Origin of the sequence: Halomonas litopenaei (assembly GCF_003045775.1) — a bacterium.
Lineage (GTDB): Bacteria > Pseudomonadota > Gammaproteobacteria > Pseudomonadales > Halomonadaceae > Halomonas > Halomonas litopenaei.
The window spans coordinates 457,261-483,116 of sequence record NZ_PXNS01000005.1 but is presented as its reverse complement, the minus strand read 5'-3'; the positions used below and the strand labels follow the sequence as shown (position 1 = coordinate 483,116).

Annotated in this window: 22 protein-coding genes; 4 read left to right on the top strand and 18 right to left on the bottom strand. The window is 64.4% G+C overall.

Going from position 1 to position 25,856, the window contains the following annotated elements; genetic code table 11:
- Window positions 1-144 precede the first annotated feature (144 nt).
- Entirely contained in the window at window positions 145-1,143 is a 999-nt protein-coding gene (cra, locus tag C6W88_RS10940) for a catabolite repressor/activator (protein WP_108132450.1), read from the top strand.
- A gap of 53 nt (window positions 1,144-1,196) precedes the next feature.
- On the opposite strand, the gene C6W88_RS10935 is transcribed toward cra, so the two are convergent.
- The 6 genes from C6W88_RS10935 to C6W88_RS10910 all read right to left on the bottom strand — a co-directional run bounded on the left by C6W88_RS10935 (window position 1,197) and on the right by C6W88_RS10910 (window position 9,464).
- The gene (locus C6W88_RS10935; RefSeq protein ID WP_108132449.1) at window positions 1,197-3,371 is read right to left on the bottom strand and encodes an ATP-binding protein; all 2,175 of its coding nucleotides are present in this window, start codon (window positions 3,369-3,371) and stop codon (window positions 1,197-1,199) included.
- A 166-nt stretch (window positions 3,372-3,537) separates the two neighbouring features.
- A complete protein-coding gene (locus tag C6W88_RS10930; protein ID WP_231498610.1) occupies window positions 3,538-3,951 on the bottom strand; it encodes a putative pterin-binding protein in 414 nt (137 codons plus the stop codon).
- A 242-nt stretch (window positions 3,952-4,193) separates the two neighbouring features.
- A complete protein-coding gene (locus tag C6W88_RS10925) occupies window positions 4,194-5,012 on the bottom strand; it encodes a DUF2189 domain-containing protein (protein ID WP_108132448.1) in 819 nt (272 codons plus the stop codon).
- Window positions 5,013-5,233: 221 nt separating this feature from the next.
- Window positions 5,234-5,662: a universal stress protein gene (locus C6W88_RS10920; RefSeq protein WP_045994084.1), complete on the bottom strand. Its 429-nt coding sequence runs from the start codon at window positions 5,660-5,662 to the stop codon at window positions 5,234-5,236.
- A gap of 11 nt (window positions 5,663-5,673) precedes the next feature.
- Window positions 5,674-8,268: a TRAP transporter permease gene (locus C6W88_RS10915; RefSeq protein WP_108132447.1), complete on the bottom strand. Its 2,595-nt coding sequence runs from the start codon at window positions 8,266-8,268 to the stop codon at window positions 5,674-5,676.
- A 212-nt stretch (window positions 8,269-8,480) separates the two neighbouring features.
- Window positions 8,481-9,464, bottom strand: coding sequence for a TAXI family TRAP transporter solute-binding subunit (locus C6W88_RS10910; protein WP_045994086.1), 984 nt, complete (start codon window positions 9,462-9,464; stop codon window positions 8,481-8,483).
- A 420-nt stretch (window positions 9,465-9,884) separates the two neighbouring features.
- Between C6W88_RS10910 and C6W88_RS10905 the strand changes: the two genes are divergently transcribed.
- On the top strand, window positions 9,885-10,751 hold the full coding sequence (locus C6W88_RS10905; protein WP_108132446.1) for a carbon-nitrogen hydrolase family protein: 867 nt from the start codon (window positions 9,885-9,887) through the stop codon (window positions 10,749-10,751).
- 11 nt (window positions 10,752-10,762) lie between these two features.
- Complete coding sequence (locus C6W88_RS10900) at window positions 10,763-11,290, top strand: macro domain-containing protein (protein ID WP_197037104.1); 528 nt, start codon at window positions 10,763-10,765, stop codon at window positions 11,288-11,290.
- 76 nt (window positions 11,291-11,366) lie between these two features.
- Here the strand turns inward: C6W88_RS10900 and C6W88_RS10895 are convergent, their stop codons facing one another.
- From C6W88_RS10895 to C6W88_RS10885, 3 genes are all read right to left on the bottom strand, one after another.
- Window positions 11,367-12,662 carry a TRAP transporter large permease gene (locus C6W88_RS10895; protein WP_108132444.1) on the bottom strand — a complete coding sequence of 432 codons (1,296 nt, stop codon included), beginning with the start codon at window positions 12,660-12,662 and terminating at the stop codon, window positions 11,367-11,369.
- A complete protein-coding gene (locus C6W88_RS10890; protein ID WP_045994089.1) occupies window positions 12,652-13,128 on the bottom strand; it encodes a TRAP transporter small permease in 477 nt (158 codons plus the stop codon). The genes C6W88_RS10895 and C6W88_RS10890 overlap by 11 nt, the downstream gene beginning before the upstream one ends.
- Window positions 13,129-13,217: 89 nt before the next feature.
- On the bottom strand, window positions 13,218-14,249 hold the full coding sequence (locus C6W88_RS10885; RefSeq protein ID WP_375037969.1) for a DctP family TRAP transporter solute-binding subunit: 1,032 nt from the start codon (window positions 14,247-14,249) through the stop codon (window positions 13,218-13,220).
- Between the two features lie 414 nt (window positions 14,250-14,663).
- Here C6W88_RS10885 and C6W88_RS10880 point away from each other — a divergent pair, with 414 nt between their 5' ends.
- On the top strand, window positions 14,664-15,560 hold the full coding sequence (locus tag C6W88_RS10880) for a DMT family transporter (protein WP_108132443.1): 897 nt from the start codon (window positions 14,664-14,666) through the stop codon (window positions 15,558-15,560).
- On the opposite strand, the gene C6W88_RS10875 is transcribed toward C6W88_RS10880, so the two are convergent.
- From C6W88_RS10875 to gcl, 9 genes are all read right to left on the bottom strand, one after another.
- Window positions 15,557-16,066 carry a DUF192 domain-containing protein gene (locus C6W88_RS10875; protein WP_045994092.1) on the bottom strand — a complete coding sequence of 170 codons (510 nt, stop codon included), beginning with the start codon at window positions 16,064-16,066 and terminating at the stop codon, window positions 15,557-15,559. The two genes, C6W88_RS10880 and C6W88_RS10875, sit on opposite strands and share 4 nt — an antisense overlap.
- Window positions 16,067-16,075: 9 nt before the next feature.
- Window positions 16,076-17,224, bottom strand: coding sequence for an ABC transporter ATP-binding protein (locus C6W88_RS10870; protein ID WP_108132442.1), 1,149 nt, complete (start codon window positions 17,222-17,224; stop codon window positions 16,076-16,078).
- A gap of 2 nt (window positions 17,225-17,226) precedes the next feature.
- Window positions 17,227-17,895 (bottom strand): molybdate ABC transporter permease subunit, encoded by a 669-nt coding sequence (gene modB, locus C6W88_RS10865; protein ID WP_045994094.1) that lies wholly within the window; start codon window positions 17,893-17,895, stop codon window positions 17,227-17,229.
- A 7-nt stretch (window positions 17,896-17,902) separates the two neighbouring features.
- Window positions 17,903-18,718 carry a molybdate ABC transporter substrate-binding protein gene (modA, locus tag C6W88_RS10860; protein ID WP_108132556.1) on the bottom strand — a complete coding sequence of 272 codons (816 nt, stop codon included), beginning with the start codon at window positions 18,716-18,718 and terminating at the stop codon, window positions 17,903-17,905.
- Window positions 18,719-18,764: 46 nt separating this feature from the next.
- A complete protein-coding gene (locus C6W88_RS10855; protein ID WP_045994095.1) occupies window positions 18,765-19,487 on the bottom strand; it encodes a GntR family transcriptional regulator in 723 nt (240 codons plus the stop codon).
- A gap of 162 nt (window positions 19,488-19,649) precedes the next feature.
- The gene (gene pyk, locus C6W88_RS10850; protein WP_045994096.1) at window positions 19,650-21,125 is read right to left on the bottom strand and encodes a pyruvate kinase; all 1,476 of its coding nucleotides are present in this window, start codon (window positions 21,123-21,125) and stop codon (window positions 19,650-19,652) included.
- Between the two features lie 582 nt (window positions 21,126-21,707).
- On the bottom strand, window positions 21,708-22,619 hold the full coding sequence (locus C6W88_RS10845) for a 2-hydroxy-3-oxopropionate reductase (RefSeq protein WP_331281210.1): 912 nt from the start codon (window positions 22,617-22,619) through the stop codon (window positions 21,708-21,710).
- Between the two features lie 19 nt (window positions 22,620-22,638).
- The gene (hyi, locus tag C6W88_RS10840; protein WP_108132441.1) at window positions 22,639-23,418 is read right to left on the bottom strand and encodes a hydroxypyruvate isomerase; all 780 of its coding nucleotides are present in this window, start codon (window positions 23,416-23,418) and stop codon (window positions 22,639-22,641) included.
- A gap of 83 nt (window positions 23,419-23,501) precedes the next feature.
- Entirely contained in the window at window positions 23,502-25,277 is a 1,776-nt protein-coding gene (gene gcl / locus C6W88_RS10835) for a glyoxylate carboligase (RefSeq protein WP_108132440.1), read from the bottom strand.
- Window positions 25,278-25,856 lie beyond the last annotated feature (579 nt).

The window sequence follows — 25,856 nt, the reverse complement described above, 5'->3', positions numbered from 1 at the left end:
AATGCTGGTACGATTCAGCGCACATGGCAAGTCGCAAAAGCTACGACTTTGGCAGGGGGACACTGCTGCCATGCCAGGTAGACTAGAGGGAATTGACACCTTGTCGCCGTGACCACGCCCGACGCCTTCAATGGAGACACCCGCATGACCTTGGCCGAAATTGCCCGCCTGGCCGGCGTTTCCCGCACCACCGCCAGCTACATCGTCAATGGCAAGGCCAGGGAGCGCCGTATTCGTCAGGACACCGTGGACCGAGTGATGGCGGTGGTGGCGGAGCATGGCTACCGTGTCGATGCCCAGGCGGCGGCCCTGCGGCGCGGCAGCAGCCGCATCCTGGGGCTGATCGTGCCGGACCTGGAAAACTCGAGCTACGCCCGCCTGGCCAAGCACCTGGAGCGCGGAGCGCGGGCCCAGGGCTACCAGCTGCTGATCGTCGGCTCCGACGACCAGCCCGACAGCGAGCGGGACCTGGCCCTGTCACTGCGCGCCCAACGCTGCGAGGCGCTGATCGTGGCAAGCTGTCTGGCGCAGCCGGCGTCCTTCTATACCGAATTGATGAATGAGGGTCTGCCGATCATCGCCATCGACCGGGGCCTGCCCGAAGCGAGCTTCGCCAGCGTCGTCAGCAACGACCGCGAGGCCGCCGAACAGCTCACACGCTCGCTGATGACGCCGGCAGTCAAGAGCGTGCTATGGCTCGATGCGGTGCCGCACCTTTCGATCACCGAAGAGCGCCGTGCCGGCTTCCGCGCAGGCGTGGAGGGACGCGAGCTCGAGTGCACCCTGGAAAGCGGCGATCACTATGCCCGCGAGGAAGGCGCCAGGCTGCTGGCTGACTACATCGACAAGAAGGGACTGCCCGACGCCCTGGTAACCGCGTCCTACATTCTGCTGGAAGGCGCCCTGGACGAACTGATTGCACGCGGCGGCCTGCCCCCGCGTCTGGCCATGGCGAGTTTCGGCGACAACCGCCTGCTGGACTTCCTGCCGCTGGCGGTCAACTCCGCCGTCCAGGATCATCGGGGCATCGCCGAGCAGGCCCTGGCGCTGGCGATGGATGCGGTGCGGGGTGAATACCGGGCACAACGGGTGGTGGTGCCACGACATCCGCGCTGGCGGCGTCCCCGTCCCCAAGGCAACTGAGCCACTGAACCGTCCACCTGCACCAGCAACACAGCGGGACGCCGAAGCCGACCTCAGGTCTGGGAGGCGCGCCTCTCGCTGCGGGCAATGGCCGCCAGGGTGCGTTCAAGCAGCTCAGGCAGCGCATCGATGACGCCTCTGGCATCCTCGATGCAGCCATCCAGGGCACAACGCTCCAGCGCTCGCGCCGCCTCGGCCAGAGCCATGGCACCGACGCCGGCGGCCTCGCCCCTGAGCTGATGGGCAAGCTGTGCCAGCGGCTCCTCCTCGCCTCGCCGGTAGGCGCTCTGGATCTCCGGCAAGCGTTCGCGCGCCTGTCGCCCGAACAGGTCCACCAGAGCATCCCGGCGCTCGCCCCCAAGCCCTTCGTCCAGGGCATCGAGCGTATCGGCATTGATCAGTGAGGTGCTACCCCTCGGAGTCGTCGAGGTCTCGGACTCTCCCAGCAGGTGGCGCTTGAGCACCATCAGCAGCGTGCCCATCAACAGCGGCTTGGTCAGATAGTCGTTCATGCCGGCGGCCATGCAGTCCGACTCATCGTGACTGGCGCCACCAGCGGTCATCGCCACCACGGGAACCTCACTACGCCAGTCGGAAAAGCTGCGAAGGCGCCGGGTGACCTCGCGACCATCCAGATCAGGCATCTGGACATCCATCAATATCAGGTCGAAACGCCGCTGTGAGCAGAGAGCCAGCGCTTCCTTGCCGCAGGAAGCCAGGGTAGCCGAACAGCCGAGGCGTTCCAGCATCGCGATCGCCACTTCCTGGTTGACCAGATTGTCTTCCACCACCAGCAGATCCGCCTCGGCGAGCTGCTTGGGATGGGCGCGCGCCCTGGCCACCGTCAGCGGTTGACGGCGGGGTTCGTCACAGGGCACCAGCGGCAATCGGAACCAGAAGCGACTGCCCTTGCCTCGGCGGCTGTCGACCCCTATCTCGCCCCCCATGGCCACTACCAGGCGCTTGGAAATCGCAAGACCCAGACCGGTGCCGCCATAGCGCCGGGCGACGGAGGCATCGCCCTGGCGGAAGGGCTCGAACAACTGAGGCAGCAGGGACGCCTCGACGCCCTGACCGGTATCCACCACGTCGAACTGCACCCAGCCTTCGTCCACCGGCGCTACCGACAGCCTCACCATGCCGCGATCGGTAAACTTGATGGCGTTGGCCAGCAGGTTGAGCAGCACCTGTCGAAGCCGGCCCGGGTCCCCCTGGAGTCGTGCCGGCAGCGTCTCGTCCACGTGGCCAAGCAAGCGCAACCGCTTGTCGAGTGCGCGCGGACGAAACAGCTCCAGCGCATCTTCGATCAAGGCATCGAGTGCCACCGGCTGAACATCCAGCTCCATGCGTCCTGCCTCGATCTTGGAGAAGTCGAGGATGTCATCGATCATGCCCATCAGCTGGCGGGCGCTGTCATGAATGGTGTGCGAGTAGCGGCTGGCGGGCTCCGACAGTTCGAGATCACGCAGCAGTTCGCTCATGCCGATGACGCCGTTGAGCGGCGTGCGGATCTCGTGGCTCACCGTGGCCAGAAAGTCGGACTTGGCCTGACTGGCGGACTGAGCGCGCCGGGCACTGATTTCCAGTTCGCCGCTCAGCGTCTCCAGTGCCTTGCGCGAGGCCTCGTTATCACGGGCTTCCTTGAAAAGCACGGCAAGCATGACCCCTCCGGCCAGGCTCATACCGAGGATCATCACCAGCAGCAACAGGTACAGTCGCTGCAGACGAACACGCTCTGCGGTATTGATCTCGGCCAGATGGCCGTTGACGGCCATGATCAACCTTTCGGTCTCGGTGGATAGCGCGGCAAGATGCTGGTCAAGAACGGCCTCTGCCTCGCTATCGAGGGACGCCAGGGCACTGACCTCGGCATCCAGGTCCTGCATCAGGCTGATGATGATCGACAGTTGGCGACGCGCGGCCGGAGCGTCCTCGACCAGATCGTGAATGTCACTGTGGCGAAACAGGTTCAGTCGACTGAACAACAGGTCGAACTCGAGCCTGAAGCCGGCCAGCTGTTCGGGTCCATGCTCCCCGAACAACAGGTGATTGCGCAGCAACACCACGTCTCGGTCCAGCTTGTAGGAATGCCAGGTGATATCCTCCACCACCTGGTGGGAAAGATTGTCATGGCGCCAGGCGACCAGACCGATCACCACCATGGCGGCGGCAAAGAAGGTCAGTGCCGCCACGGCACTGAATACCAGTCTCAGAGGATAGCGTCGCATACGGAACGGATGCGCCGAGCACCCTCCTCCTTGGGTCGGGAATCTGCTGGCAGAATGTTCGGGTCGACACCAGCCGATACACCGGGATCACTCACTATGGTATTGGGGCGCTGCACTCCCTGCCTTGCCTCCTGATGGCCTTCGACCGATCTCCCGGTGACATTGATCACGGGACCTCGATGGCATCTACCTGCCACACCGAGCGAAACTGGACCGACTCGTTAAGTAGTTCTGGATGATCATCGAAAGGGTACAACACGAACAGCGGGCCGAAGTTTCGCACCGACATCGCTTCGCCGTCCTGCTTCATGGCCAGGATGACGTCATAGCGATAGGCATCGGAGACCGGGATATCGGCCACGAAGCCGTTCAAGGCGTGCACGCGAATGCTGTCGGCGGTGACACCGGCGGATTCCAGCACGCTGCGGAGCAGCGGCCCCTCGAAACGGCTGGCCTGGCTATGCCACGGGGTATCGGTCACCAGCGCACGACTCTCCAGATCGTCGAGCATGGCACGATCCAGCAGAAGCTGTGCATCCACATTGGTGTTCTGGATATTGCCCGATACTTTAAGCAGCACAGGCCCCTCCGGAGCTGGCAGAGGCTGGGAATGGGCCTGGCCGATTCCCCCTGCTACCAACAGCCCCAGGAGGACACCCACCTGGCAAAGGAAAGCTGGCACCCGCATGACGTCTCCTGACTCTTTCTGCAGGAGTAGATTACGTGATCGAGCGCCAAAGGTCAGTCTGCGGGCCCCTCGAGCTTTGCTGGTTCAGGAAAACGCCCCCTATCGGGGCGTCTTCGCGGACCAGGTTGCCGCCCTCAGGCGCCGGGGTCGTCCAGCCGTTCGCACACCACCAGGTCTTCGTAGGCGTGCCAGCTCGCGTGCCCCAGTACCGGCAGAATCAAGGCAAGCCCGATATAGAAGGTGGCCATCCCCACCAGTACGCAGCCGGTGAGAATCGCTGCCCACAGCAGCATCGGTCGGAAATTGCGTGCCACCGAACGAATACTGGCCTCGATGCCCTCCATGAACGTCAGGTCCTGATCCATCAGGGTTGGAATCGCGACCACGCTGATGGAAAAGGCGCCAAACGCCAGCACACAGCCAAAGGCCAGCCCCACCACCAGCATGCCGAGGCCTTCCGGCGTGGTCAGAAGTGACGCATAGACCGTGGACGGATCCGGCGACTGGAGACCGAAGAACAGGGCAAACAGCAAGGTGGCCAGGCGAATCCAGGCGAGAAAGAAGATCATCATCATCACGCCCATCATGGCCAGTTGCCCGGTGTGGCCGCGCCAGGCGCCAAAGGCATCCCCCAGGGTCGGGGAGCGGCCTTCTTCCAGCGCCCTGCTGATCCCGTAGGAGCCCACCGCCACCAACGGCCCGATGAACATGAAGCCGGCCACCAGCGGCAACAGCCAATGCCACAGTCCCAGCGTCAGCGCCCCTGCCGTGACGGCGATGCTGAGCCCGACCCAGAACATGCCATAGGAAAGGCTGACCGCAGTGGCGGCCCGAAAGTCCTCGAATCCCGAAGATAACCACACCCTGGGCCGCCCCATACTGACGTTCTTGATGGAGATCTTTACCCTGGCCCCGCTCGACTCCTTGTCGTGTCGTGATGCTGCTGCACTCATCATCTACTCCCCCTTGTACCCACGGATGACGGTTGCCACCGCCCACCTGTCACGGGAGTCAAGGGGCAAGATGCGAGGTTCCTTCACGCCATCGCCGGCGCCCATCGACTCTAATTTGACTGTAGTTGATGGGCCCTGGATTCGCCTTCAACCTACGCAAGCTTACGAAAACGCCCCCTCATGTGAGGGGGCGTCGATGGCGCTAGCGCTTGTCGTCTGGGTCAACGCACGATCATCACCGAACACTTGCTGTGATGGACGACGTGCTCGGCGTTGGGGCCGATCACGTAGTCGGCGAACTTGCGCTTGGTATGCGAGGCCATGACGATCAGGTCGGCATCGATCTTCTTGCCGACCTTGATGATGGCTTCCCAGGGGGAGCCATCGGCGATGATCGCCTGAGCCGTCAGGTCCTCCGGCACGTGCTCGACGATGAAGTCATGCTGCGCCTTCTGTACCGCTTCATGGGCCTTCTTGGCGAAGTCCTTGGGGAAGTAGGACCCCACCAGCGGCATGCGGTAGTCCGGCAACACCGTCACCAGGTGCAGGCTGGCACCAAAGTTGCGGCACAGCGAGAGCGCCACCGGCAGTGCCCTCTCCCACGACGATGGCTCATTGAGATCGACCGGTAACAGGATCTTCTGGTACATGACGGACCTCCTCAGGCCGTGGCCTCAGTGGTTTCAGGGGGCCGGCGACGGCGTTGTGCCAACACGATCAGGGCGAACAGCAGAAGCGCCGGAATCCACATCAGCTCTTTCGGCCAGCGATCCACCGGTGCCTGAATCTCGACGATCTCCTGATCGAAGTCGAAGCCGAGATCCGCAGCCTGACTGCCATAGGTCACCATGTCGACGATGGCGCGACCGTCCTCGACGATCAGCTCCAGACCGAGATTGAGCAGGCGATCCTCACCGGTCTCGCCCTCTGCCACCGGCAGCGTCATGTAGGTCGTCAGCGGATCGCCGAAGGCGTCCTCGCCCTTGACCTGCAGACGCAGGGTGCTGTCCTCGTCCACGTTGCCGTAGGCCTCGACGAACTCGGACGGCGGCACACTGCGATAAGGATCATGGATGATGTCCATCCAGAAGCCCGGGCGGAACAGGGTGAAGGCCACCAGCAGCAGCAGGATGCTCTCGTACCAGCGATTGCGGGTGATCATGTAGCCCTGGGTCGCCGCGGCGAAGATCAGCATGGCGATGGTCGCCACCACGAAGATCAATACGCCCTGCAAGGGCGCCACATCGATCAGCAGCAGGTCGGTGTTGAAGATGAACAGGAACGGCAACGCGGCGGTACGCAGGCTGTAGTAGAACGCCTGGAAGCCGGTGCGGATCGGATCCCCTCCAGAAACCGCCGCGGCGGCAAAGGAGGCAAGGCCCACCGGCGGCGTGACGTCGGCCATGATGCCAAAGTAGAACACGAACAGGTGCACCGCGATCAGCGGTACCAGCAGACCATTCTGCTCACCCAGTTGCACGATCACCGGAGCCAGCAGCGCCGACACCACGATGTAGTTGGCGGTGGTCGGCAGCCCCATGCCCAGGATCAGGCTGAGAATGGCGGTGAAGAACAGAATCAGCATCAGGTTGCCCATGGACAGGATCTCGACCACGTCCGCGAGCACCAGGCCGACACCGGTCTGGGAGACCGCACCCACGATGATGCCGGCGGTGGCGGTGGCGATACCGATACCGATCATGTTGCGCGCGCCGGTCACCAGCCCCGTCCACAGGTCCAGACAGCCTTCGCGCAGATCCTTGCCAAGATCACCCCGCCCACGGAAGGCGTGCATGATCGGGCGCTGGGTCAGCATGATGAAGATCATGAACACCGTCGCCCAGAAGGCGGACAGTCCCGGTGACAGGCGCTCCACCATCAGACACCAGATCAGCACGATCACCGGCAGGATGTACTGCAGGCCTACCAGCACCGTGGGTCGGGTCTGGGGCAGCTTGTAGATAGGCTCGTTGGGATCATCGAGCTCGAGCTCGGGATAGTTTGCACCCAGCTTCAACAGCGCCACGTAGACCACCGAGAGCGCCACGGCCACCACCCAGGGAGTCGCATCACCCAGTACCGGCTTGAGCCAGCCCAGGCCGTAGTAGACACCCAGCGCCACCACCATCATCAGCAGCAGACCACCGAGGAAGCCGATCACCTTGCGTACCAGCGGCTTGGGCGGGTTGGAGCTTTCCAGCCCCTCCATGTTGGCCTTGAGCGCCTCGAGGTGAACGATGTAGATCAACGCGATATAGGAAATCAGCGCCGGCAGGAAGGCGTGCTTGATCACCTCCACGTAGGAAATGCCGACGTACTCCACCATCAGGAAGGCGGCGGCGCCCATCACCGGCGGCATGATCTGGCCATTGACCGAGGAGGACACCTCCACCGCACCGGCCTTCTCCGAGGAGAAGCCGACACGCTTCATCATCGGAATGGTGAAGGTACCGGTAGTCACGGTATTGGCGATGGACGAGCCGGAGATCAGGCCGGTCATGCCGGAGGCCACCACGGCGGCCTTGGCGGGCCCGCCCTTGTAGTGGCCCAGCAACGAGAAGGCGACCTTGATGAAGTAGTTGCCGGCACCTGCCTTGTCGAGCAGCGCGCCGAACAGCACAAACAGGAAGACGAAACTGGTCGAAACGCCCAAGGCGATACCAAACACACCCTGGGTGGTCAGCCACTGGTGATTGACCAGGCCGTAAAGGCTGACGCCACGGTGAGCGAGGATACCCGGCATCCAGGGCCCCGCCAGCGAATAGAAGATAAAGAGCGAGGCGATGATCATCAGCGGCGGCCCGAGCGCCCGCCGTGTTGCCTCGAGCAGCAGAATCAGGCCGGTCACACCGACGATGACGTCCTGCAGGATGGGTGCGCCAGGACGGTCAGCCAGCTGTTCGTAGAACACGAACATGTAAGCCCCGGCGGAAGCGGCCAGAATCGCCAGCACCCAATCCTGAAGAGGAATGCGGTCCCGCGGCGAGCGCTTGGTCGCGGGGTAGGCCATGAAGGCCAGAAACAATGCAAAGGCCAGGTGAATAGAGCGCGCTTCGGTGGCGTTGAAGACGCCGACGCCGGCCATGAACGGCAACGGCGAAGCAATCCATAGCTGGAACAGCGACCATGCCGCCGCAACGCCTACCAGCAGCTTGCCGGGCGCACCCAAGGGGTTGCGCGAACCGGAGTCGCTGGAGGCGACCATGTCCTCGAGATCCACTTCGGACTGCGTGGATCTCTTGTTGTCCTCAGTCATAAGCGTGCCCTGCCTGGAAGAGGAATCGTCATGATGGAGGGCTTCGCCTCCATCCCCGAATGCCCGCTTTCGCGAGCCAGTCGTGCTGGGCTGTCTGGTCTCTACCGAACGTCCGGTGTCGATCCATCGACGGGCCACAACGCACTGCGCGGCCGCCCAACGGCCGACCGCGCAGAGATTAGCTGGCTATTCCCCCGAGAGGGGAAGAACCCTTACTCGATCCAGCCCTGCTCGCGATAGTAACGAGCGGCACCTTCATGCAGCGGTGCGGACAGACCGTTGGATACCATGTCCTGCGGATCCAGGTTTTCGAAGGCCGGGTGCAGACGCTTGAAGCGATCGAAGTTGTCGAACACTGCCTTGACGGTCTGGTAGACCAGCTCGTCGTCGGCCTCGGCGCTGGTCACGAAGGTCGCGGCGACACCGAAGGTCTCGACGTCATCCGGGTTGCCCTTGTACAGACCGCCAGGAATGGTGGACATGGAGTAGTACGGATACTCCTCGACCAGGCCCTTGATGGCGTCGTCGTTGAGCGGCACCAGCTTGGCGTCGACTGTGGTGGTGGCTTCCTGGATGGAACCATTGGGGTGGCCGACGACGTAGGCCATGGCGTCGATGTTGTTGTCCGACAGGGCAGATGCCATCTCGGCTGCGTCGAGCTGCGAGGCCAGCGAGAAGGTGTCTTCGGTCCAGCCCTTGGCGTCCATCACCACTTCCATGGTGTTGCGCTGGCCGGAACCCGGGTTACCGATGTTGACGCGCTTGCCGGCCAGGTCATCGAGGCTCTCGATGTCGGCATCGGCACGGGCCAGGATGGTCAGCGGCTCGCCATGCACCTTGAACACGGCGCGCAGGTCTTCGTAGGCTTCGCCCTCGAAGTTGCCGGTACCGTTGTAGGCCTGATACTGCACATCAGACTGGGCGACACCCATGGTCAGCTCGCCACTGCGAATACCATTGACGTTGGCCACGGAGCCACCGGTGGACGGCGCGTTACAGCGGATGCCGGTCTCTTCGCTGTTGCGATTCACAAAGCGGCAGACAGACTGGCCAACGACGTAATACACGCCGGTCTGACCCCCGGTGCCGATGGTGATGAACTGTTCTTCGTCCTGGGCCATGGCCGGGGACGTGAACATGGCGGCTCCGAGAATGGCGCTGGACAGTGCAGCGGCGGAGAAAGCATGGCGCTTCATGGTCACACCTCTTTTGGTATTGTCGACGTTGACGGCATGGACTCGTGCCTTGCCCCTCCTGGGCCGGCAAAAGATCCACCAGTCATTCCTTTTGCGATAAATTCACCTGGAGAGACCAGGCCGAATCATTGTAAAACGAGAGTTTAGCTACCGCTAACGTTTAGTGGGCGTTAATTTTTTCTGCACGCTCCTCAGGGCGTGGAGAAATATCCCTTCCCTCCCCCGTCGGCCTGCAACGATGGCCAGGTACACAACGAGGACCCAAGGCTCTCGACCGCTGACACTCGCGGAGCGGAAATCGAGCGTCGACGGTCTACCGTGAGCATAGCCCTTGGCACCGCTGACGCAATCGACTGCCGCCCATGTCGTCGCGCTGTCGATTCGGGTTACCCTGCCTCTTTCGCCAACTGCGAGGAATCCATGCGCCTGCTGGCTTGCCAGACCACAATCCCGGCGACCCGCAATCGGCTCGACCAGCGCGACCACCTGGACGCCCTGGCCGGGCGCCTGCGCACTGCCGCGTCGCAGCAACGCCCACAGCTGATCGTGCTGCCGGAGCTGTCGTCCCAGGAGTACGGCGAGCAGGCTTTCGAGGCGATGGATGAACTCGATGACGACCTGCAAGGGCCTGTGACAGCACACTATTGCGCGCTGGCCCAGGAACTCAGATGCCCGATCGCCTTCGGCGTGGCGCGCAGATCACGCCGGGCCGACGGCTCCCTCCAGCGCCATATCAGCCAGGTGGTCGTCGACGCCGAGGGGCAACTGGCGGGAGCCTACGACAAGCTGCACTGCGCCCAGTTCGGCGCCAGCGCCGAGGCGGCCCACTTCAGCCCGGGCGAGCGCCTGGTGACGCTGGATATCGCCGGCTGGCGCGTCGGCTTCATGATCTGCTACGACCTCAGGTTCGGTGAGCTGGCCGCCCGCTACCGCCAGTTGGGCGTCGACCTGATGGTCCACCCGGTGGCCTTCACTCGGGACTTCTCCTTCACCAGCTGGCACAGCTTCGTCATCACCCGGGCGATGGAAAACCAGTGCTACTGGCTAAGCCTCAACCGGGCCGGTAACGGCTGGGGGCACTCGCTGCTGTGTCCGCCGCTGGTCACCCCCGAGGCGTCGCCAGAGGTTCTGGGCGAAGAGGAAGCGCTGGTCAGCTGGCAGCTCGAGCGCGACACCCTGGAGCGTGCCAGGAAGCGGCTTCCACTGGCGGGCGACCGCCGTCAGGACATCGACCGGCTGGCCACAGGGCCGCTACCGTCACCGACGGTTACCACCGCAAGCCAATGACAGGAGTCTCCATGGACTATCCCTTGATCGAATGCATTACCGGTGACATCGCCCGCCAGGCCGACGTCGAGGCGGTGGTCAACGCAGCCAACGCCCAGCTGGAAAGCGGCGGCGGTGTGGCCGGCGCCCTTCACCGTGCCGCCGGCCCGGAGCTGGCCCAGGCCGGGCGGCCGCTGGCACCGATTCGCCCCGGCCAGGCGGTCATCACCGAAGGCTTTGCGCTGCCCAACGCCTGGGTGATCCACTGCCTCGGCCCGGTCTACGGCGTCGACGAACCGAGCGCCGAACTGCTCGCCGGCTGCTACCGAGAGGCGCTGGGCCTGGCCCAGCAGCAAGGCATCCGTCGAGTGGCGTTCCCGGCACTGTCCACCGGCGTATTCGGCTACCCGCTGAACGAGGCGGCGGAAATTGCCGTGTCCACGGTCCTGACCACCCTGCCCGCCTGCCCCGATATCGAACTGGTACGCTTCGTGCTGTTCGACGAGGCCAGCCGAGGCGTCCATCAACGCTGGCTCGAGACGCTGACCGACAACGACTGAAGACCATGAACACAACAAGGCGCGAGCCATGCTCGCGCCTTGTGCCCCCTCTGCCCAGGGTACTGCCCCAGGCGGCCTAGACGTTGTAACCCAGCACCCGAGGCAGCCACAGCGCGATCTCAGGGAAGATCACCACCAATGCCAGCGCCGAGGCCATCGCCGCCACGAACACCATGGCCCAGCCCACAGTTTGCTCCAGCCTGACCTTGGCGACCTCGGTGGTCACCATCAGGTTGACCGCCACCGGCGGAGTAAACTGGCCGATGGCGATATTCATGGCCAGCAGGATGCCGAACCACACCGGATTCCAGCCGAAGTGCTGCATCACCGGGATCAGGATCGGCATCATGATCAGGTAGATCGAGATGGCGTCCAGCAGCATGCCCGCGGCCAGCACCGCCAGCATGATCAACAGCAGCAGCAAGGTGCCGTTATCGGATAGCCCGATGACCCACTCTGCCAGGTGACGGAAGGTGCCGAGCATGGTCCCGGACCAGGCGAAGATGCCCGCCAGGGCGATGATCAGCATGACCACCCCGGACACCACCGCCGCCTCGCCCATCAGCCCCCACAGGTCCTTGAGCGACAGCTCACGGGTCAGCACCAGGCCGACCAGGATGCCGTAGGCCACGGCGACCACCGCCGCCTCGGTGGGCGTGAACAGGCCACTGCGCAGACCGCCGAGTATGATCACCGGCGCGAACAGCGCCGGCAGCGCCTCGCGGAAGCTCTTGCCGATGGGTGGGCGCTCCATCTCGGCAGGGTCTTCCCAACCATAGCGCCGGGACAGCCACAACGCCGGAATCAGCAGCGAAGCACCGGCCAGCACCCCGGGAAAGAGTCCGGCGGCGAACAGCGCCCGCAGATCCACCCCCGGCACCACGATGGAGTACAGGATCAAGGCCACCGAAGGCGGGATCAGGATGGCGGTAGACGCCGAGGAAGCGATCAGGGTCGCCGAGAAGGGCCGCGGATAGCCCGCGCGGGTCATGCTCGGCAGCATCACCATCGCCACCGCAGCGGCGTCGGCGGGGCCGGAGCCGCTCATGCCCCCCATGATCATGCACACCACCACCGCGACCACCGCGAGGCCACCATGGCGAGGCCCGATCAGCGCCTGGGCGAAGCGCACCAGGCGTGCCGCGACCCCCGCCCGCTCGAAGATCAGCCCGGTCAGGATAAATAGCGGAATGGCGATCAGCGGATACTTGGCCACGCTGTTGTAGGTATTGGTGCCAAGGGTCGCCAGCATCGCCGGCGACAGCCCGGTGACGATGCCCACGGCGCCGGACAGGCCCAGCGAAAAGGCCACCGGCACGCCGGCGATCAGCAGCACCAGAAAGGCGATCAGCATCCATACATCAGGCGTCATCGTGAGCACCTCCGCGCAGTCGCTCCAGGCTCGCCTGGCACTGGCGGAGGAACATCAGCCCCGACAATAGCGGCAGCCAGATCAGGTACCACCACTGGGGCAGCCCAAGTCCGGGCGACAACGACTGCCACTGGTACTCCTGCCAGGTCATGAGCGCACCGAACCAGGTGATCAGGCCCAGCACCAGCAGCCCGCACAAGCCCTGGAAGATCACCAGCAGGCGATAGCCAAGCGGCGGCAGCGCCCGCTCCAGCAGGCCGATACGGATATGGCGATGGCTTCGCAGAGCCACCGAGGCACCGGCGAAGGTCAACATGACCAGCAGAAAGACAGAAAACTCTTCGGTGAACGCAAAGGAACCACCGGTGATGTAGCGCACCACCACATTGACCAGGCTGATCGCACCGATGATCAGGATCGCCAGGGTGGCCAGGGTGCGCTCGATTCGTGCATCAGGACGTTTCATCGAGAAAGGGCGTCGGTAGGGAGTCAATCAACGCCGACCCTCGATCATGAGGGTCGGCACAAGGTTTACCGCCGCGTCAGAGCGGTTGCTCAGCGCGCGTCGATGGCGCTTCGGGCGGCCTCGACCAGGTCCTCGCCGATGCGCGGTACCCACTTCTCGTAAACCCCTTCGGTCGCCGCGACGAACGCCTCGTGCTGCTCCTCGTTCAAGTCGGTGACGGTCACACCACGCTCCTGAATGGCCGCCAGGCGCTCGCTCTCCTGCTCGCGGGTCATGGCGATCTCCCAGGCGCCGGCTTCGACCGCGGTCTCACGCAGCAACGCCTTCTCGTCATCGGACAGGGTGCTCCAGACCTGCTGGTTGGCGGCGAAGATCAGCGGATCGTTCATGTAGTTCCACAGCGTTACGTGCTCCTGGCCGACCTGGTCGATACGCGCCACGTCGAACACCGACAGCGGGTTCTCCTGGCCATCCACCGCGCCGGTGGTCAGCGCCGGCTTGGCGTCGGCCCAGCTCATCTGGGTCGGGTTGGCGCCCAGTGCGCTGAAGGTGTCTTGGAACAGCGGCGACCCCACCACCCGGATCTTCAGGCCTTCCAGGTCCGCCGGCTCGTCGATCACGCCCTGGGAATTGGACAGCTGGCGGAAGCCGTTCTCGCCCCAGGCCAGCGGCACCACGCCCCGCGACTCGATCGCCTGGAACACCAGCTCGCCGGCCTCACCTTCGGTGATCGCGTCCACCGCGCTCTCGTCCGGCATCAGGAAGGGCAAGGAGAACAGATTGAGTTCCGGCACCTGGGGCGACCAGTTGATGGTCGAGCCCACCGCCAGGTCGATCAGCCCCGAGCGCATCGCCGAGAACTCCCGGGTCTGGTCACCGCTGACCAGCTGGGAATTGGGAAAGACCCTGAGCGTCAGCTCGCCGTCGGAACGCTCCTCGACCAGGTCAGCCCACTTCTGAGCGGCCTGGCCCCAGGGGAAGGCATCGGAAAGCACCGTGGAGACCTTGAGTTCCCGCGCTGCGACGTCCGCCGAGGCGGCCAGCGAGCCAAGGGCGATGGCCGCACCGACCAGGGTGAGAGAGAAACGAGACGGCGAGCGCGAGCCGAACAGAGATGTCATGACGTGTCCTTGCATTGATGCCCCCTTGGCCAGGCCAACGCTGACCGGCACCTGACACAAGCGCTGCATCAGAAGCCGGATCTAGCCTGGCGAAGGCTGGGGGTCGAGTGTGGTGATTAAGGGAGAAACGTATTGATCTTGTCGACTTTTCAATATGCCTGCAAACGGTAATCCGCGACAAGTGCCGCGCGATGCGCGAAAGGCCCGTTGGCCTTCGGACAAGCGCGCTCAGATGTCCTCGCCATGTCGTTCGTGCGAGGGCTGCACGGCTGGAGCTTGTGAGAGCGTGGACACCAAACGTCTGCGAAGGGGGTGCTAGCATGACGCGGTGAACAAGGCAGTCGAACGAAGGCGCCCCTCGGACCGGCCCAGGGGCTCTGCTATGCTGCTCGTTTTACCCATCAAGGACGACCGGTGCCCCTACGCGACCTCCTTCTCGGCCTCCTGGTCATCGTCATCTGGGCGTTGAACATCATCGTCATCAAGCTTGGCGTGTCAGACATGCCGCCCTTGCTCCTGACCACCCTGCGCCTGGCATTGGTGGCCGCGCTGCTGGTGCCCTTTCATCCGGTGGCGCGCCATCAGCTGCCCTTCCTGGCACTGCTGTCGGTGACCTTCGGGGTGATGAACTTCGCCCTGCTGATCATCGGGCTCGGCCAGGCCGAGGCGGGTACCGGTGCCTTGCTGGTGCAGATGGGTACGCCCTTCGCCACCCTGCTGGCGGTGATCTTTCTCAGGGAGCGGCTCGGCGCAAAACGCCTGGTGGGACTGTTGCTGTCGTTCGGCGGCATTGGCGTGCTGGCCGGCGGGCCGACCCTGCCGGCGCCGCTGCCTACCGCACTGCTGCTGGCCAGCGCACTGGGCTGGGCGGTATCCCAGCTATTGATCAAGCTCGGACCCAAGGTCTCGCCGATGGCGATGGCCGGCTGGATCGCGCTGTTCGCCACTCCCCAACTGGCGCTGGCCTCCTGGTGGTTCGAGGACAACCACTGGCAGGCCATGCTCGACGCCGGCCTTGCGGGATGGGGGGCGGTGCTCTACACCGCCCTGATGTCCTCGATCCTGGCCTACGGCATCTGGTTTGGCTTGATCCGGCGCCACGACGTCAACCGGGTGGTACCGCTGACGCTGCTGGTGCCGGTGCTGGCGGTGATCCTCGGCATCGTGCTGCTGGGTGACAGCGTCAACGCCTACAAGCTGGGCGGTGGTGGCATGGTGGTCGCAGGGGTGGCGCTGATCGTCATCCGCTTCGGGCCTCGTCGTGCTCCCGCCACCCCGCCGGTACCCAACGCCGCCAGCAAGGACCCCTAGCCGCTGCAGCTCTCGCTGCTGCCCGGCCAGCTGACACAGTCGCCGGGACCGACGCCCAGCGCCTCGAACGTCCCGGCCTTGACCTCCAGGGCAGCGTGGTAGCGCGACGCCGGGCGGGTGGTCGGACATTCCTGGGCCTCGCCCTGGCAGGGCTCCATGCGACGAATCTCCTGGATGCGTCCGTCGGCACCGATAAAGGCGATATCCAGCGCCAGCAGGGTCTGATACATCCAGAAGCCATTATGTACCCCCTGGGGACTGGCGTAGAGAAAAAGCATGCCGGCGTCATCGGCCAGTCGCTCGCGCCCCATCAGCCCACGGTTGCGCTCCGCCGCCTCGTCGGCCACCTCGACCGTCAGACGACTCGGCCCCTGGGATCCATGGACCACCAGGGTCACCTCTTCCCTGTCGGCGGCGGCAAAGGCCGACGTCGCCAGAAAGGGCGTAGAGAACGCCACCGGCGCGAGCGCCAGGGAGCTGAGGAATCGACGGCGAGTCAGGGTCATGGAGGCCTCTCAGTCAGGATGGTCATCGGCAGGCAAGGCAGGCAGCTTATCCGCTTGCATCAGGTGGATGCCAGCGGCCAGCAACGAGACATTGACCCAGGCACCCTGCGCAAGCCCATTGCGCCTGGCGGCGTGGGTCGAGATATCAAAGCGCAGGGGCTGGCTTTCGTGGGGCACCCTCAGGGTCACGGAACTCTGTCCGCCCAGCACCAGCAGCTCGTCTACCCGCGCGGTGACCAGGTTTTCCCGCACACCACGGGAGGGCCGGTCGCGGCGCTGCAGCACGATATCGGATTCCGGCAGGTACCAGGTCACCCTGGCTCCCTCGCCAAGCCCCTCGAGGCCTGCGGCCACCTCAAGACACCACTCGCCCCAGCCAAGGCGCAGTCCCTGGGCGGTATCGACCACTCGCCCGCTGAAGATGTTCGGCCGGTCCAGCAGGCGCGCCACCTCGGGACTGTCAGGGCGCCGGAACAGTTCACTCGGGGTGCCCTGCTGCAGGGTCCGGCCGCCATGCAGCACGCACAGGCGATCGGCCAGGGCGCTGGCCTCGTTGAGGTCGTGGGTGACCAGCACGATGGGGATATTGAGGCGTTCGCGCAACTGCACCAGCTCACGCTGAAGCCGCCGGCGCGTCACCTGGTCCACCGCCGAGAAGGGTTCGTCTAGCAGCAGCACCTGTGGCTCCCTGGCCAGCGCCCTGGCCAAGGCCACCCGCTGACGCTGGCCGCCGGACAGCTCTCGCGGCAGGCGCCGCTCCAGCCCTTCGAGGTTGACTCGCTCTAGCCAGTGCGCGGCTCGCAGGCGACGTTCACGCCGCGGGAGGTGGCCCAGGGCGGTGGCGATATTGTCGGCGGCGTCGAGATGAGGAAACAGCGCATAGTCCTGAAACACCAGCCCCACCCTGCGCCGCTGCGGCGACCACACCACCCCCTGTTCGGCGTCAAACCACCGCTCACCGCCACAGCGCACCGTCCCCGAGGCAGGAGCATAGAGCCCCGCGATGGCTCGCAGCAGAGTCGACTTGCCGCTGCCCGAAGGACCGACCAGCGCCAGCAACTCCCCGGGACGGCAGGCGAACCGTGCCTCGAGCGGAATCGGCCCGGGCTGGGCCAGGTCGACGTCGAGACCCGTATGGACATCCTGGTGATGGTGCATGCTCAACGCCCCCGCCAGCGGCGGCGCGCCGCCAGCCCGTAGACCACGGCAATGGTCACGAAGGAGACCACCAGCAGCAGCGCTGACATCACCCCGGCGGCCCCCTCGTCGAAGGCCTGGACGTGGTCGTAGATGGAAATCGCCAGGGTGCGGGTCTCGCCATCGATGGCCCCTCCCACCATCAGGATGACGCCGAACTCCCCCAGGGTGTGGGCAAAGGTCAACGCCAGCGCCGAGATGACACCAGGCATCACCAGCGGCAATTCGATGGTCATAAAAGTGCGCCAGGTCGATAGCCCACTGCACCAGGCGGCCTCACGCAGGTGGTCCGGCAAGGCCTCGAAGGCACGCTGGATCGGCTGTACCGCGAAGGGAATGTTGACCACCAGCGAGGCCAGCAGGATGCCGCTGAAGGAGAAATTCAGGCTGGTGCCGGTCAGCGCCTGCCAGGCGCCGCCCAGCGGGGCGTCGGCACTGAAGGCGAGCATCAGGTAGAAGCCCATGACGGTGGGCGGCATCACCAGCGGCAGTGCCACCAGGGATTCCGCCAGCGGCCGCCAGCGTGACCGGCTGTGGGCTAGGCGCCGCCCCAGCCAGATACCCGGTGCCAGCAACAAGAGACTGGTCAGCAAGGCCAGCTTGAGCGAGACGACCAGCGCCAGAGCGTCCATAAAGCGGCTACTCGCCGGTCACGGGCGCAGTAAAGCCATAATCCCGCAGGATCTCCTGCGCCTCGGGCGTCTGCAAGAAGTCAAAGAAGGCCTCGGCGCCGGCGCCCGCCCCTTCGAGCAGCACCATGCGCTGTACCAGGGGTCGATGCCAGTCTGCGGGGATCAGCCGCCAGGCAGCGCGCTCGGCCAGGAGTGGCGCCTTGACCAGGGAATAGGCGACCAGGCCACCGGAGGCCTCGGCGGACAGCGCGAACTGGGCGGCCTGGGCGACGTTTTCACCCAACAGTTGCAGGGGTTCACTTGCCTGCCACAGGCCTTGGCGTTCGAGTACCTCGTGGGCGGCCATGCCATAAGGGGCGTGGCGCGGGTTGGCCAGGGCGATACGCCGCGCAGGGCCGCCCTGCTCAAGCCCTGCGACCGCCTCGCGCAGCGCCTCAAGCGGTGCGCCCTGCGGCGGCAGCGGTCGGTCGTCACGCTGCAGCCAGACCAGCCGGCCCTGGGCATAGTCGACGCCCTCGCCCTGGGTCAGCCCGGCCTGCTCGAGGTCCCGGGCGCGGCGCTCGTCCGCCGACAGAAACAACGCGAAGGGCGCCCCCTGTTCGATCTGGCGCTGAAGATTGCCCGAGGCGCCGAAGGTGACGCTGAGGTCGATGTCGCCATCCTTGCTGACACCGCTGTCGCTCGTCTTGAAGCGCTCGATCAGGGAGGGCATCGCGAACTGCAGCGAAGACGCCGCCGCGACGTGAACCCGGTCGGCCACGGCGGACATCGGTGCAAGTCCGAGAGACAGGCCAAGGAGAAGGATCGACAGGGGAAAACGCATGATCAACACGGCTCGCGGCGGCAATCAGGAAGAAAGGAGTCTCGCCTCAACCCTCGCCGCCCAGGATCGACTTGAGGTCGATACGGCTGTCCCGTGGTCCCAGGTCGAGAAGGCCCATCAGGCTGTCGAGGTGATGCTCGATGTCGTTGCGACTGGCTGCGGCGTCGCCACTGCGCAGGTGCTCGAGCAGACGGTGGTGATCGCCCTCGAGATAGCAGCTACCGAGCCCCTGACGCTTGTACAGCGCGATGACGATCGAAGTGCGCAGGATCAGGTCAGTGAGCATGGTGCCCAGCACCCGGTTGGGAGAATGCTCCGCCAGCAGGTGGTGGATCGCCAGGGAATGTTCGATGCGCGAAGGCTCATCATTGGCGAGAAAGGCCTGACGCTCACGGTCGGCACGATCCTCGATCTGCAGCAGTACCGTCGATGGCAGCGTGCCGGCGGTCAGCGCCGCCAGCTCACCTTCCACCAGACGCCGGGCGGCAAAGGTCTGGCGGGTTTCGTCGACGTCCGGTGAGCGCACCCGCGCCACCTGATTGGGGCGCTGGTCGACCACGTACTCGGAGGCCAGACGGGTCAGCGCCTTGCGCACCACCGAACGACTCACGCCGAACACCTCGCCCAGCGTCACCTCGGGCAGTCGGGTGCCCGGTGGCAGCCGCTGGGCCAACACGGCTCGGCGAACCTGGCGTACGATATCCCCATCGCTGATGCGTCCCCCGGCCTTGATCTCGGCCAGCACCTCTTGCTGCCAGGCGTTGCTCATTGCTGCCTACCCATCATCTTGGAAAGCTTGACCTTCTCACGTTTTCTGCCATTGCACCACATTCGGCGCATCATATGTATACACCAGTGGTGGCACCCCACAACGACCGCGCCCGATCCAATGGATCGGGCGCGGAACCTGTGCATCGGGCTGAGTGAAGGTTCAGCCAGCGACGTGACCGTCGTTGACGTCCAGGATCTTCAGGGTATTGGTGCCGCCGTGGGCGTTCATGTGGTCGCCGCGGGTCAGGATGACGTGGTCCCCCGGCACGGCCACGCCGTGGTTGACCAGACGCTCCAGGGCGCGGTCGTTGAGCTCGGAGGCGGACATTTCGCTGGTGTCGAAGGGCAGCGAGATGACCCCGCGATACAGCGCCATGCGACGCTGGGCGATGGGGTTGTGGGCCAGCCCTACGATCGGCAGGCCCGAGCGGATGCGCGAGGCGATCAGCGGGGTGTAACCGGTGGAGGTCATGCAGGCGATGGCGGCCACTCCCTCCAGGTGATTGGCGGCGTACATCGCCGACAGCGCGATGGTCTCGTCGATGCGCTCGAAGCCTTCGTGGATGCGGTGCCCGGACTCCTGGGCGATGCGCTCGCGCTCGGCGCCCAGACAGACGCGATCCATCGCTTCGATGGTCTCCACCGGGTAGTCGCCGGCGGCGGTCTCGGCCGACAGCATCACCGCGTCGGTGGCGTCCAGCACCGCGTTGGCCACATCGAACACCTCGGCCCGGGTGGGCAGCGGCGACTCGATCATCGACTCCATCATCTGGGTAGCGGTGATCACCGCGCGGTTGTGGCTGCGGGCATGCTTGATGATGCGCTTCTGGGTACCGATCAGCTTCTCGTCACCGATCTCGACGCCCAGGTCACCACGCGCCACCATCACCGCCTCACTGGCCTCGATGATGCCATCCAGGGTCTCATCGGAGGCCACCGCCTCGGCGCGCTCGAGCTTGGCGACCAGGCCGATCTCGGCACCGGCCTCGCCCAGCAGGCGACGCGCCTCCAGCATGTCCTCGGCGGTACGCGGAAAGGACACGGCCAGATAGTCGACGCCGATATCGATGGCGGTCTTGAGGTCTTCCTTGTCCTTGTCGGTCAGTGCCGGCGCCGACAGGCCACCGCCCTGCTTGTTGATGCCCTTGTTGTTGGACAGCTTGCCGCCGACCACCACACGGGTATGGATCTGGCTGCCGTCGACGCGGTCCACGTCCAGCACCACGCGGCCGTCGTCCAGCAACAGACGGTCGCCACCGGCCACGTCGTCGGCCAGTTCCTTGTAGTCGCAGCCGACCCGAGTGGCGTCGCCGGCCTGGGAATCCATCGACACATCGATGACGAAGTCAGCGCCTTCTTCCAGATTGACCGCCCCCTCGGCGAAGCGGGCGATGCGGATCTTGGGTCCCTGAAGATCCCCCAGCGCGGCCACACTGCGACCGAGTCGATCGGCGATGGTCCGGACCTCGTTCAGGCGGCGGCGATGGTCGTCGGCGCTGCCATGGGAAAAATTGAGGCGAACCACGTCGACGCCGGCACGCAGCATCTCCTCCAGGACCCCTTCACGATCACTGGCGGGCCCGAGGGTGGCAACGATCTTGGTACGACGTACGGGGGTATGCGGGAGTTGGCTCATGCTGTCCTCGACTGGTTCGAAAATGACGCAAGCAGGATAGGTGGAAGCCACTTCGATGGCATCCAGATCCGAATCCTGTAATTTTACTACAAAATGATCGCTGTAGCGACCACCACTAAAGGCCAAGATGCTGGTGCCGCCACCTATACAATGCGCCAAGGTTAGGCGCAACCTGATGATAGACAAGGATCATCACGGAATTCGAGCACGCCAATTCCAGCGCAGGAAAATTTGATCGCGGCCTGTAATTAAACTACAAAACTTTCGTGATAGCGGGGCTCGCCAGCAGTGATACCTGTTCAAGGCTGCCTTGCTCAAGAGGCTATCGCAATCCCTCTTTCCGTCGATACGACAGAGATGCCCAGGACGAAAGGCAGAGAGGGCTCAGGTCAGCATCGCCTGGCATCAAGCGTCGCCTGTCAGCAAAAAGAGCTCACCGATGGGAAAAATGGGGGGGGCCCATCGGCGAGCAAGGATCGCCTGCGCGATCCCGACGAGTGACGACCTCACACCCGCCGTTCAGGGAGCAGTCATCTCCCTGCCCGGCCCCCGGACCTTGCCGGCCCGAGGGCTCGAACCCGTCTACTGCCCGATTTCGTGATCGGCCAGGGCCTCGAGGGCACGCACGATACCGGCGTGATCCCAGTCGCTGCCACCCAGGGCGGCACAGGACTGAAACAGTTGCTGAGCGTTGGCGGTACCCGGCAGCGCCAGATTGAGCCCTCGTGCTCCTTCCAGTGCCAGATTGAGATCCTTCTGATGCAGGCGAATACGGAAGCCAGGATCGAAGGTCCTCTGGATCATCCGCTCGCCGTGCACGTCGAGGATCTTCGACTGGGCCAGACCACCCAGCAGCGACTCACGCACCTTGGCCACGTCGGCACCTGCCTTGGAGGCGAACAGCAATCCCTCGGACACCGCCTCGATGGTCAACGCCACCACGATCTGGTTGGCCACCTTGCAGGTCTGCCCGGCCCCGTGACCGCCGATATGCGTGATGGTCTTGCCCATCACCTCCAACAGCGGCAAGGCACGCTTGAAGCCTTCCTCGGTGGCGCCCACCATGATCGTCAGGGCGGCATTGATGGCGCCCCCCTCGCCGCCGGATACCGGCGCGTCGACGTACTCGCCTCCGGCCTCGTGAATACGACGGGCAAATTCCTGGGTCGCCAGGGGCGCGATCGAGCTCATGTCGATCACCAGAGTGCCGGGCTTGAGCCCTTCGATCACGCCGTCTTCGCCGAACAGCACGTCTTCGACATCCGGGGTGTCGGGGACCATGGTGATGATCACCTCGCTGGCCTCGGCCACGGCCCTGGGGCTTGCGACCTCACTGAGCCCCTTTTCCGCCAGGGTCGCGTCGAGCTTGCCGCGCTTGACGCTGACCAGCTCATGCCCGGCATCCAGCAGATGTCCCGCCATGGGACGCCCCATGATGCCCAATCCGATAAAACCGATCTTGCTCATTGTGATTCTCCTTGCCTGATATTTCAGGGGGTTACGAATATCGGGATCACGCCCTGGCCTGGTCGAACCAGCCCAGGCCTTCCTGGGTGGTCGTGGCCGGCTTGTACTCGCAGCCGATCCAGCCCTGATAGCCGATCCGGTCGAGGTGGGCGAACAGGAAGGGATAGTGGATCTCGCCACTGCCCGGCTCGTGACGTCCGGGGTTGTCCGCCAGCTGCACGTGGGCGATGCGTGCGAGATGACGCTCCATCGTCGGCGCCAGATCCCCTTCCATGATCTGCATGTGATAGATGTCGTACTGCAGCTTCAGATTGTCGCTGCCCACCTCATCGAACAGCGCCAGCGCCTGTTCGGTGCGATGGAGAAAGAAGCCCGGGATGTCACGGGTATTGATCGGCTCGGCCAACAGCACGATACCGGCGTCGGCCAGGCGTTTGGCGGCGTAGCGCAGGTTGTCGACCAGCGTACGGTGAGCCTCGTCCTGACTGACGCCCTGGGGCACGATGCCGGCCAGACAGTTGACCTGACCGCAGCCCAGGGTGGTGGCGTACTCAATCGCGGTGTCGACGCCGGCACGAAACTCTTCGACGCGATCCGGGTGGCAGGCGATACCGCGTTCTCCGGCGGCCCAGTCGCCGGCCGGCAGGTTGTGCAGCACCTGGGTCAGGCCATGGGCGTCGAGCCGCGCCTTGATCTCCTCGGCGGGATGGTCATAGGGAAAGAGGTACTCGACACCCTGGAAGCCGGCCTTGGCGGCGGCCTCGAAGCGATCGAGAAAGTCCACTTCGGTGAACAGCATGCTCAGGTTGGCGGCAAACTTGGCCATGAAAATCTCCTGTTGCGCGTAAGACACTTCGTCGATCGACGACCGCCAGACCACGGCGGCCGTCGCTCTCAGTTCGAGCTGAATCAGGTCAAGGCAGCGATGGAACTCGGTGCGTCCTCGAGGTTCTCGGCCAGCGCCTCGAACTCGTTGATACCGGTCAGGTCGGTGCCCATGGCGATATTGGTGACCCGCTCGAGGATGACCTCGACCACTACCGGCACGCGGTGCTGACGGGCCAACTCGCGGGCCTGCTCCAGCGCCGGCGCAATGTCATCGGGCCGACTGACCCTGAGCGCCTTGCAGCCCAGTCCCTCGACCACCGACACATGGTCGACGCCGTAGCCGTCGATCTCCTCGCAGTTGATGTTCTCGAAGGCGAGCTGCACGCAGTAGTCCATGTCGAAGCCGCGCTGGGCCTGGCGAATCAGGCCGAGATAGGCGTTGTTCACCAGCACGTGGACGTAGGGCAGCTTGAACTGCGCCCCAACCGCCAGCTCCTCGATCATGAACTGGAAGTCATAGTCCCCCGACAGCGCCACTACCTCGGCCTCGGGATCCGCCCGGCAGACACCGAGGGCGGCAGGAATGGTCCAGCCCAGGGGGCCAGCCTGACCGCAGTTGATCCAGTGGCGCGGTCGATAGACGTGCAGGAACTGGGCACTGGCGATCTGTGACAGGCCAATGGTGCTGATGTAGCGGGCGTTGCGACCGAAGACCTTGTTCATCTCCTCGTAGACCCGCTGGGGCTTCACCGGCACATCGTCGAAGTGGGTCTTGCGCAGCATGGTGCGCTTGCGCTCCTGGCAGGACTCGGCCCAGCCGCTGCGATCCTTGAGCCGCCCCTGTTCACGCCACTCGCGGGCCACCTCGACCATCATCTCGAGCGCCGCCTTGGCGTCGGAAACGATGCCGTAGTCGGGGCCGAAGATGCGCCCGATCTGGGTCGGCTCGATATCGACGTGCACGAAGGTGCGGCCTTCGGTGTAGGTCTCGAGATTGCCGGTGTGACGGTTGGCCCAGCGGTTGCCGATCCCCATCACGAAGTCCGACTCGAGCAGGGTCGCGTTGCCGTAGCGGTGGGAGGTCTGCAGCCCCACCATGCCCGCCATCAGCGGGTGATCGTCCGGCACCGCGCCCCAGCCCATCAGGGTCGGAATCACCGGCACTCCGAGCAGCTCGGCCAGGGTCTGAAGCTCGCCGGCGGCGTCGGCGTTGATGATGCCTCCTCCCGCCACCAGCAAGGGGCGCTCGGCCTCGTTGAGCATACCCAGGGCCTTTTCGCACTGGGCACGGCTGGCCCGCGGCTTGTAGGCCGCCAGGGGCTCATAGGCGTCTACATCGAACTCGATCTCGGTCAACTGGACGTCGATGGGCAGATCGATCAGCACCGGCCCCGGACGCGAGGAACGCATGATCTGGAAGGCCTGCTGGAAGGCGTGCGGCACCTGGGCCGCCTCCCGCACGGTGATCGCCCACTTGGTCACGGGCCCGGCGATGGCCTGGATATCCACCGCCTGGAAGTCTTCCTTGTGCAGCTTGCTGACCGGAGCCTGGCCGGTGATGCAGAGGATCGGTATGGAGTCGGCGCTGGCGGAGTAGAGCCCGGTGATCATGTCGGTTCCGGCAGGCCCGGAGGTGCCGATGCAGACCCCGATATTGCCGGCCTTCGTGCGGGTATAGCCTTCAGCCATGTGGGAGGCGCCCTCGACATGGCGCGCCAGCACATGGTCGATCCCGCCGACGCGTCGCATCGACGAATAGAAGGGGTTGATCGCGGCCCCGGGCACGCCGAAGGCCACCTCGATACCTTCCTTGATGAGTACGTGAACAGCGGCGTCGGCAGCAGTCATGCGAGTCATGATGCATCTCCTGAATCGTCTATTATTGTATACATTTTTGCAGCGCAACATCATACGAAACTGTTTTTTTGGAATCTCTTTCCATTATTTCTAGCAGCCAGACAAGCGGCCCGCAAACAATTTTGGAAATTTTTTCCATTAGCCCGTTGGCGTCAGCCAACTTGCGTAGGCAAGTCCCTGATACAACGAGTGATCGGCGAGATGTGCCGTAACGGGCGTCACCCATCAGAGCGAATCGCGCGACAACTGGCGGTCGCGCGGACAAGGAAAGGTTCGAAAGCACGGCGCCGTGCGGATGAACCAGAGGAAACGTCAAGAAGAGTGAGTGGAACAGGAACACTCACCCGAACAGCAACGGGCTATACTCGATAAACTGTGCGGTTCAAAGCACATAAGGGACAGGCCGCCGGATTGGCGGGCACCCGCCCCAATCGCCTCTGATGACCAGACGGGAAGGCAACCTTGCCCTGCGTTTCATGGTGCGCCAGCCAATGACGCTCTTGCTCTTGCTCTTGCTCTTGCTCTTGCTCTTGCTCTTGCTCTTGCTCTTGCTCTTGCCCCTGCCCCGCTCTCCTGCGC

Excerpts from the sequence above, each read along its gene's own strand:
- cra (WP_108132450.1), top strand. The coding sequence starts at position 145 with ATGACCTTGGCCGAAATTGCCCGCCTGGCCGGCGTTTCCCGCACCACC.
- C6W88_RS10935 (WP_108132449.1), bottom strand. The coding sequence starts at position 3,371 with ATGCGACGCTATCCTCTGAGACTGGTATTCAGTGCCGTGGCGGCACTG.
- C6W88_RS10925 (WP_108132448.1), bottom strand. The coding sequence starts at position 5,012 with ATGAGTGCAGCAGCATCACGACACGACAAGGAGTCGAGCGGGGCCAGG.
- C6W88_RS10920 (WP_045994084.1), bottom strand. The coding sequence starts at position 5,662 with ATGTACCAGAAGATCCTGTTACCGGTCGATCTCAATGAGCCATCGTCG.
- C6W88_RS10915 (WP_108132447.1), bottom strand. The coding sequence starts at position 8,268 with ATGACTGAGGACAACAAGAGATCCACGCAGTCCGAAGTGGATCTCGAG.
- C6W88_RS10910 (WP_045994086.1), bottom strand. The coding sequence starts at position 9,464 with ATGAAGCGCCATGCTTTCTCCGCCGCTGCACTGTCCAGCGCCATTCTC.
- C6W88_RS10905 (WP_108132446.1), top strand. The coding sequence starts at position 9,885 with ATGCGCCTGCTGGCTTGCCAGACCACAATCCCGGCGACCCGCAATCGG.
- C6W88_RS10900 (WP_197037104.1), top strand. The coding sequence starts at position 10,763 with ATGGACTATCCCTTGATCGAATGCATTACCGGTGACATCGCCCGCCAG.
- C6W88_RS10895 (WP_108132444.1), bottom strand. The coding sequence starts at position 12,662 with ATGACGCCTGATGTATGGATGCTGATCGCCTTTCTGGTGCTGCTGATC.
- C6W88_RS10890 (WP_045994089.1), bottom strand. The coding sequence starts at position 13,128 with ATGAAACGTCCTGATGCACGAATCGAGCGCACCCTGGCCACCCTGGCG.
- C6W88_RS10885 (WP_375037969.1), bottom strand. The coding sequence starts at position 14,249 with ATGACATCTCTGTTCGGCTCGCGCTCGCCGTCTCGTTTCTCTCTCACC.
- C6W88_RS10875 (WP_045994092.1), bottom strand. The coding sequence starts at position 16,066 with ATGACCCTGACTCGCCGTCGATTCCTCAGCTCCCTGGCGCTCGCGCCG.
- C6W88_RS10870 (WP_108132442.1), bottom strand. The coding sequence starts at position 17,224 with ATGCACCATCACCAGGATGTCCATACGGGTCTCGACGTCGACCTGGCC.
- modB (WP_045994094.1), bottom strand. The coding sequence starts at position 17,895 with ATGGACGCTCTGGCGCTGGTCGTCTCGCTCAAGCTGGCCTTGCTGACC.
- modA (WP_108132556.1), bottom strand. The coding sequence starts at position 18,718 with ATGCGTTTTCCCCTGTCGATCCTTCTCCTTGGCCTGTCTCTCGGACTT.
- C6W88_RS10855 (WP_045994095.1), bottom strand. The coding sequence starts at position 19,487 with ATGAGCAACGCCTGGCAGCAAGAGGTGCTGGCCGAGATCAAGGCCGGG.
- pyk (WP_045994096.1), bottom strand. The coding sequence starts at position 21,125 with ATGAGCCAACTCCCGCATACCCCCGTACGTCGTACCAAGATCGTTGCC.
- hyi (WP_108132441.1), bottom strand. The coding sequence starts at position 23,418 with ATGGCCAAGTTTGCCGCCAACCTGAGCATGCTGTTCACCGAAGTGGAC.
- gcl (WP_108132440.1), bottom strand. The coding sequence starts at position 25,277 with ATGACTCGCATGACTGCTGCCGACGCCGCTGTTCACGTACTCATCAAG.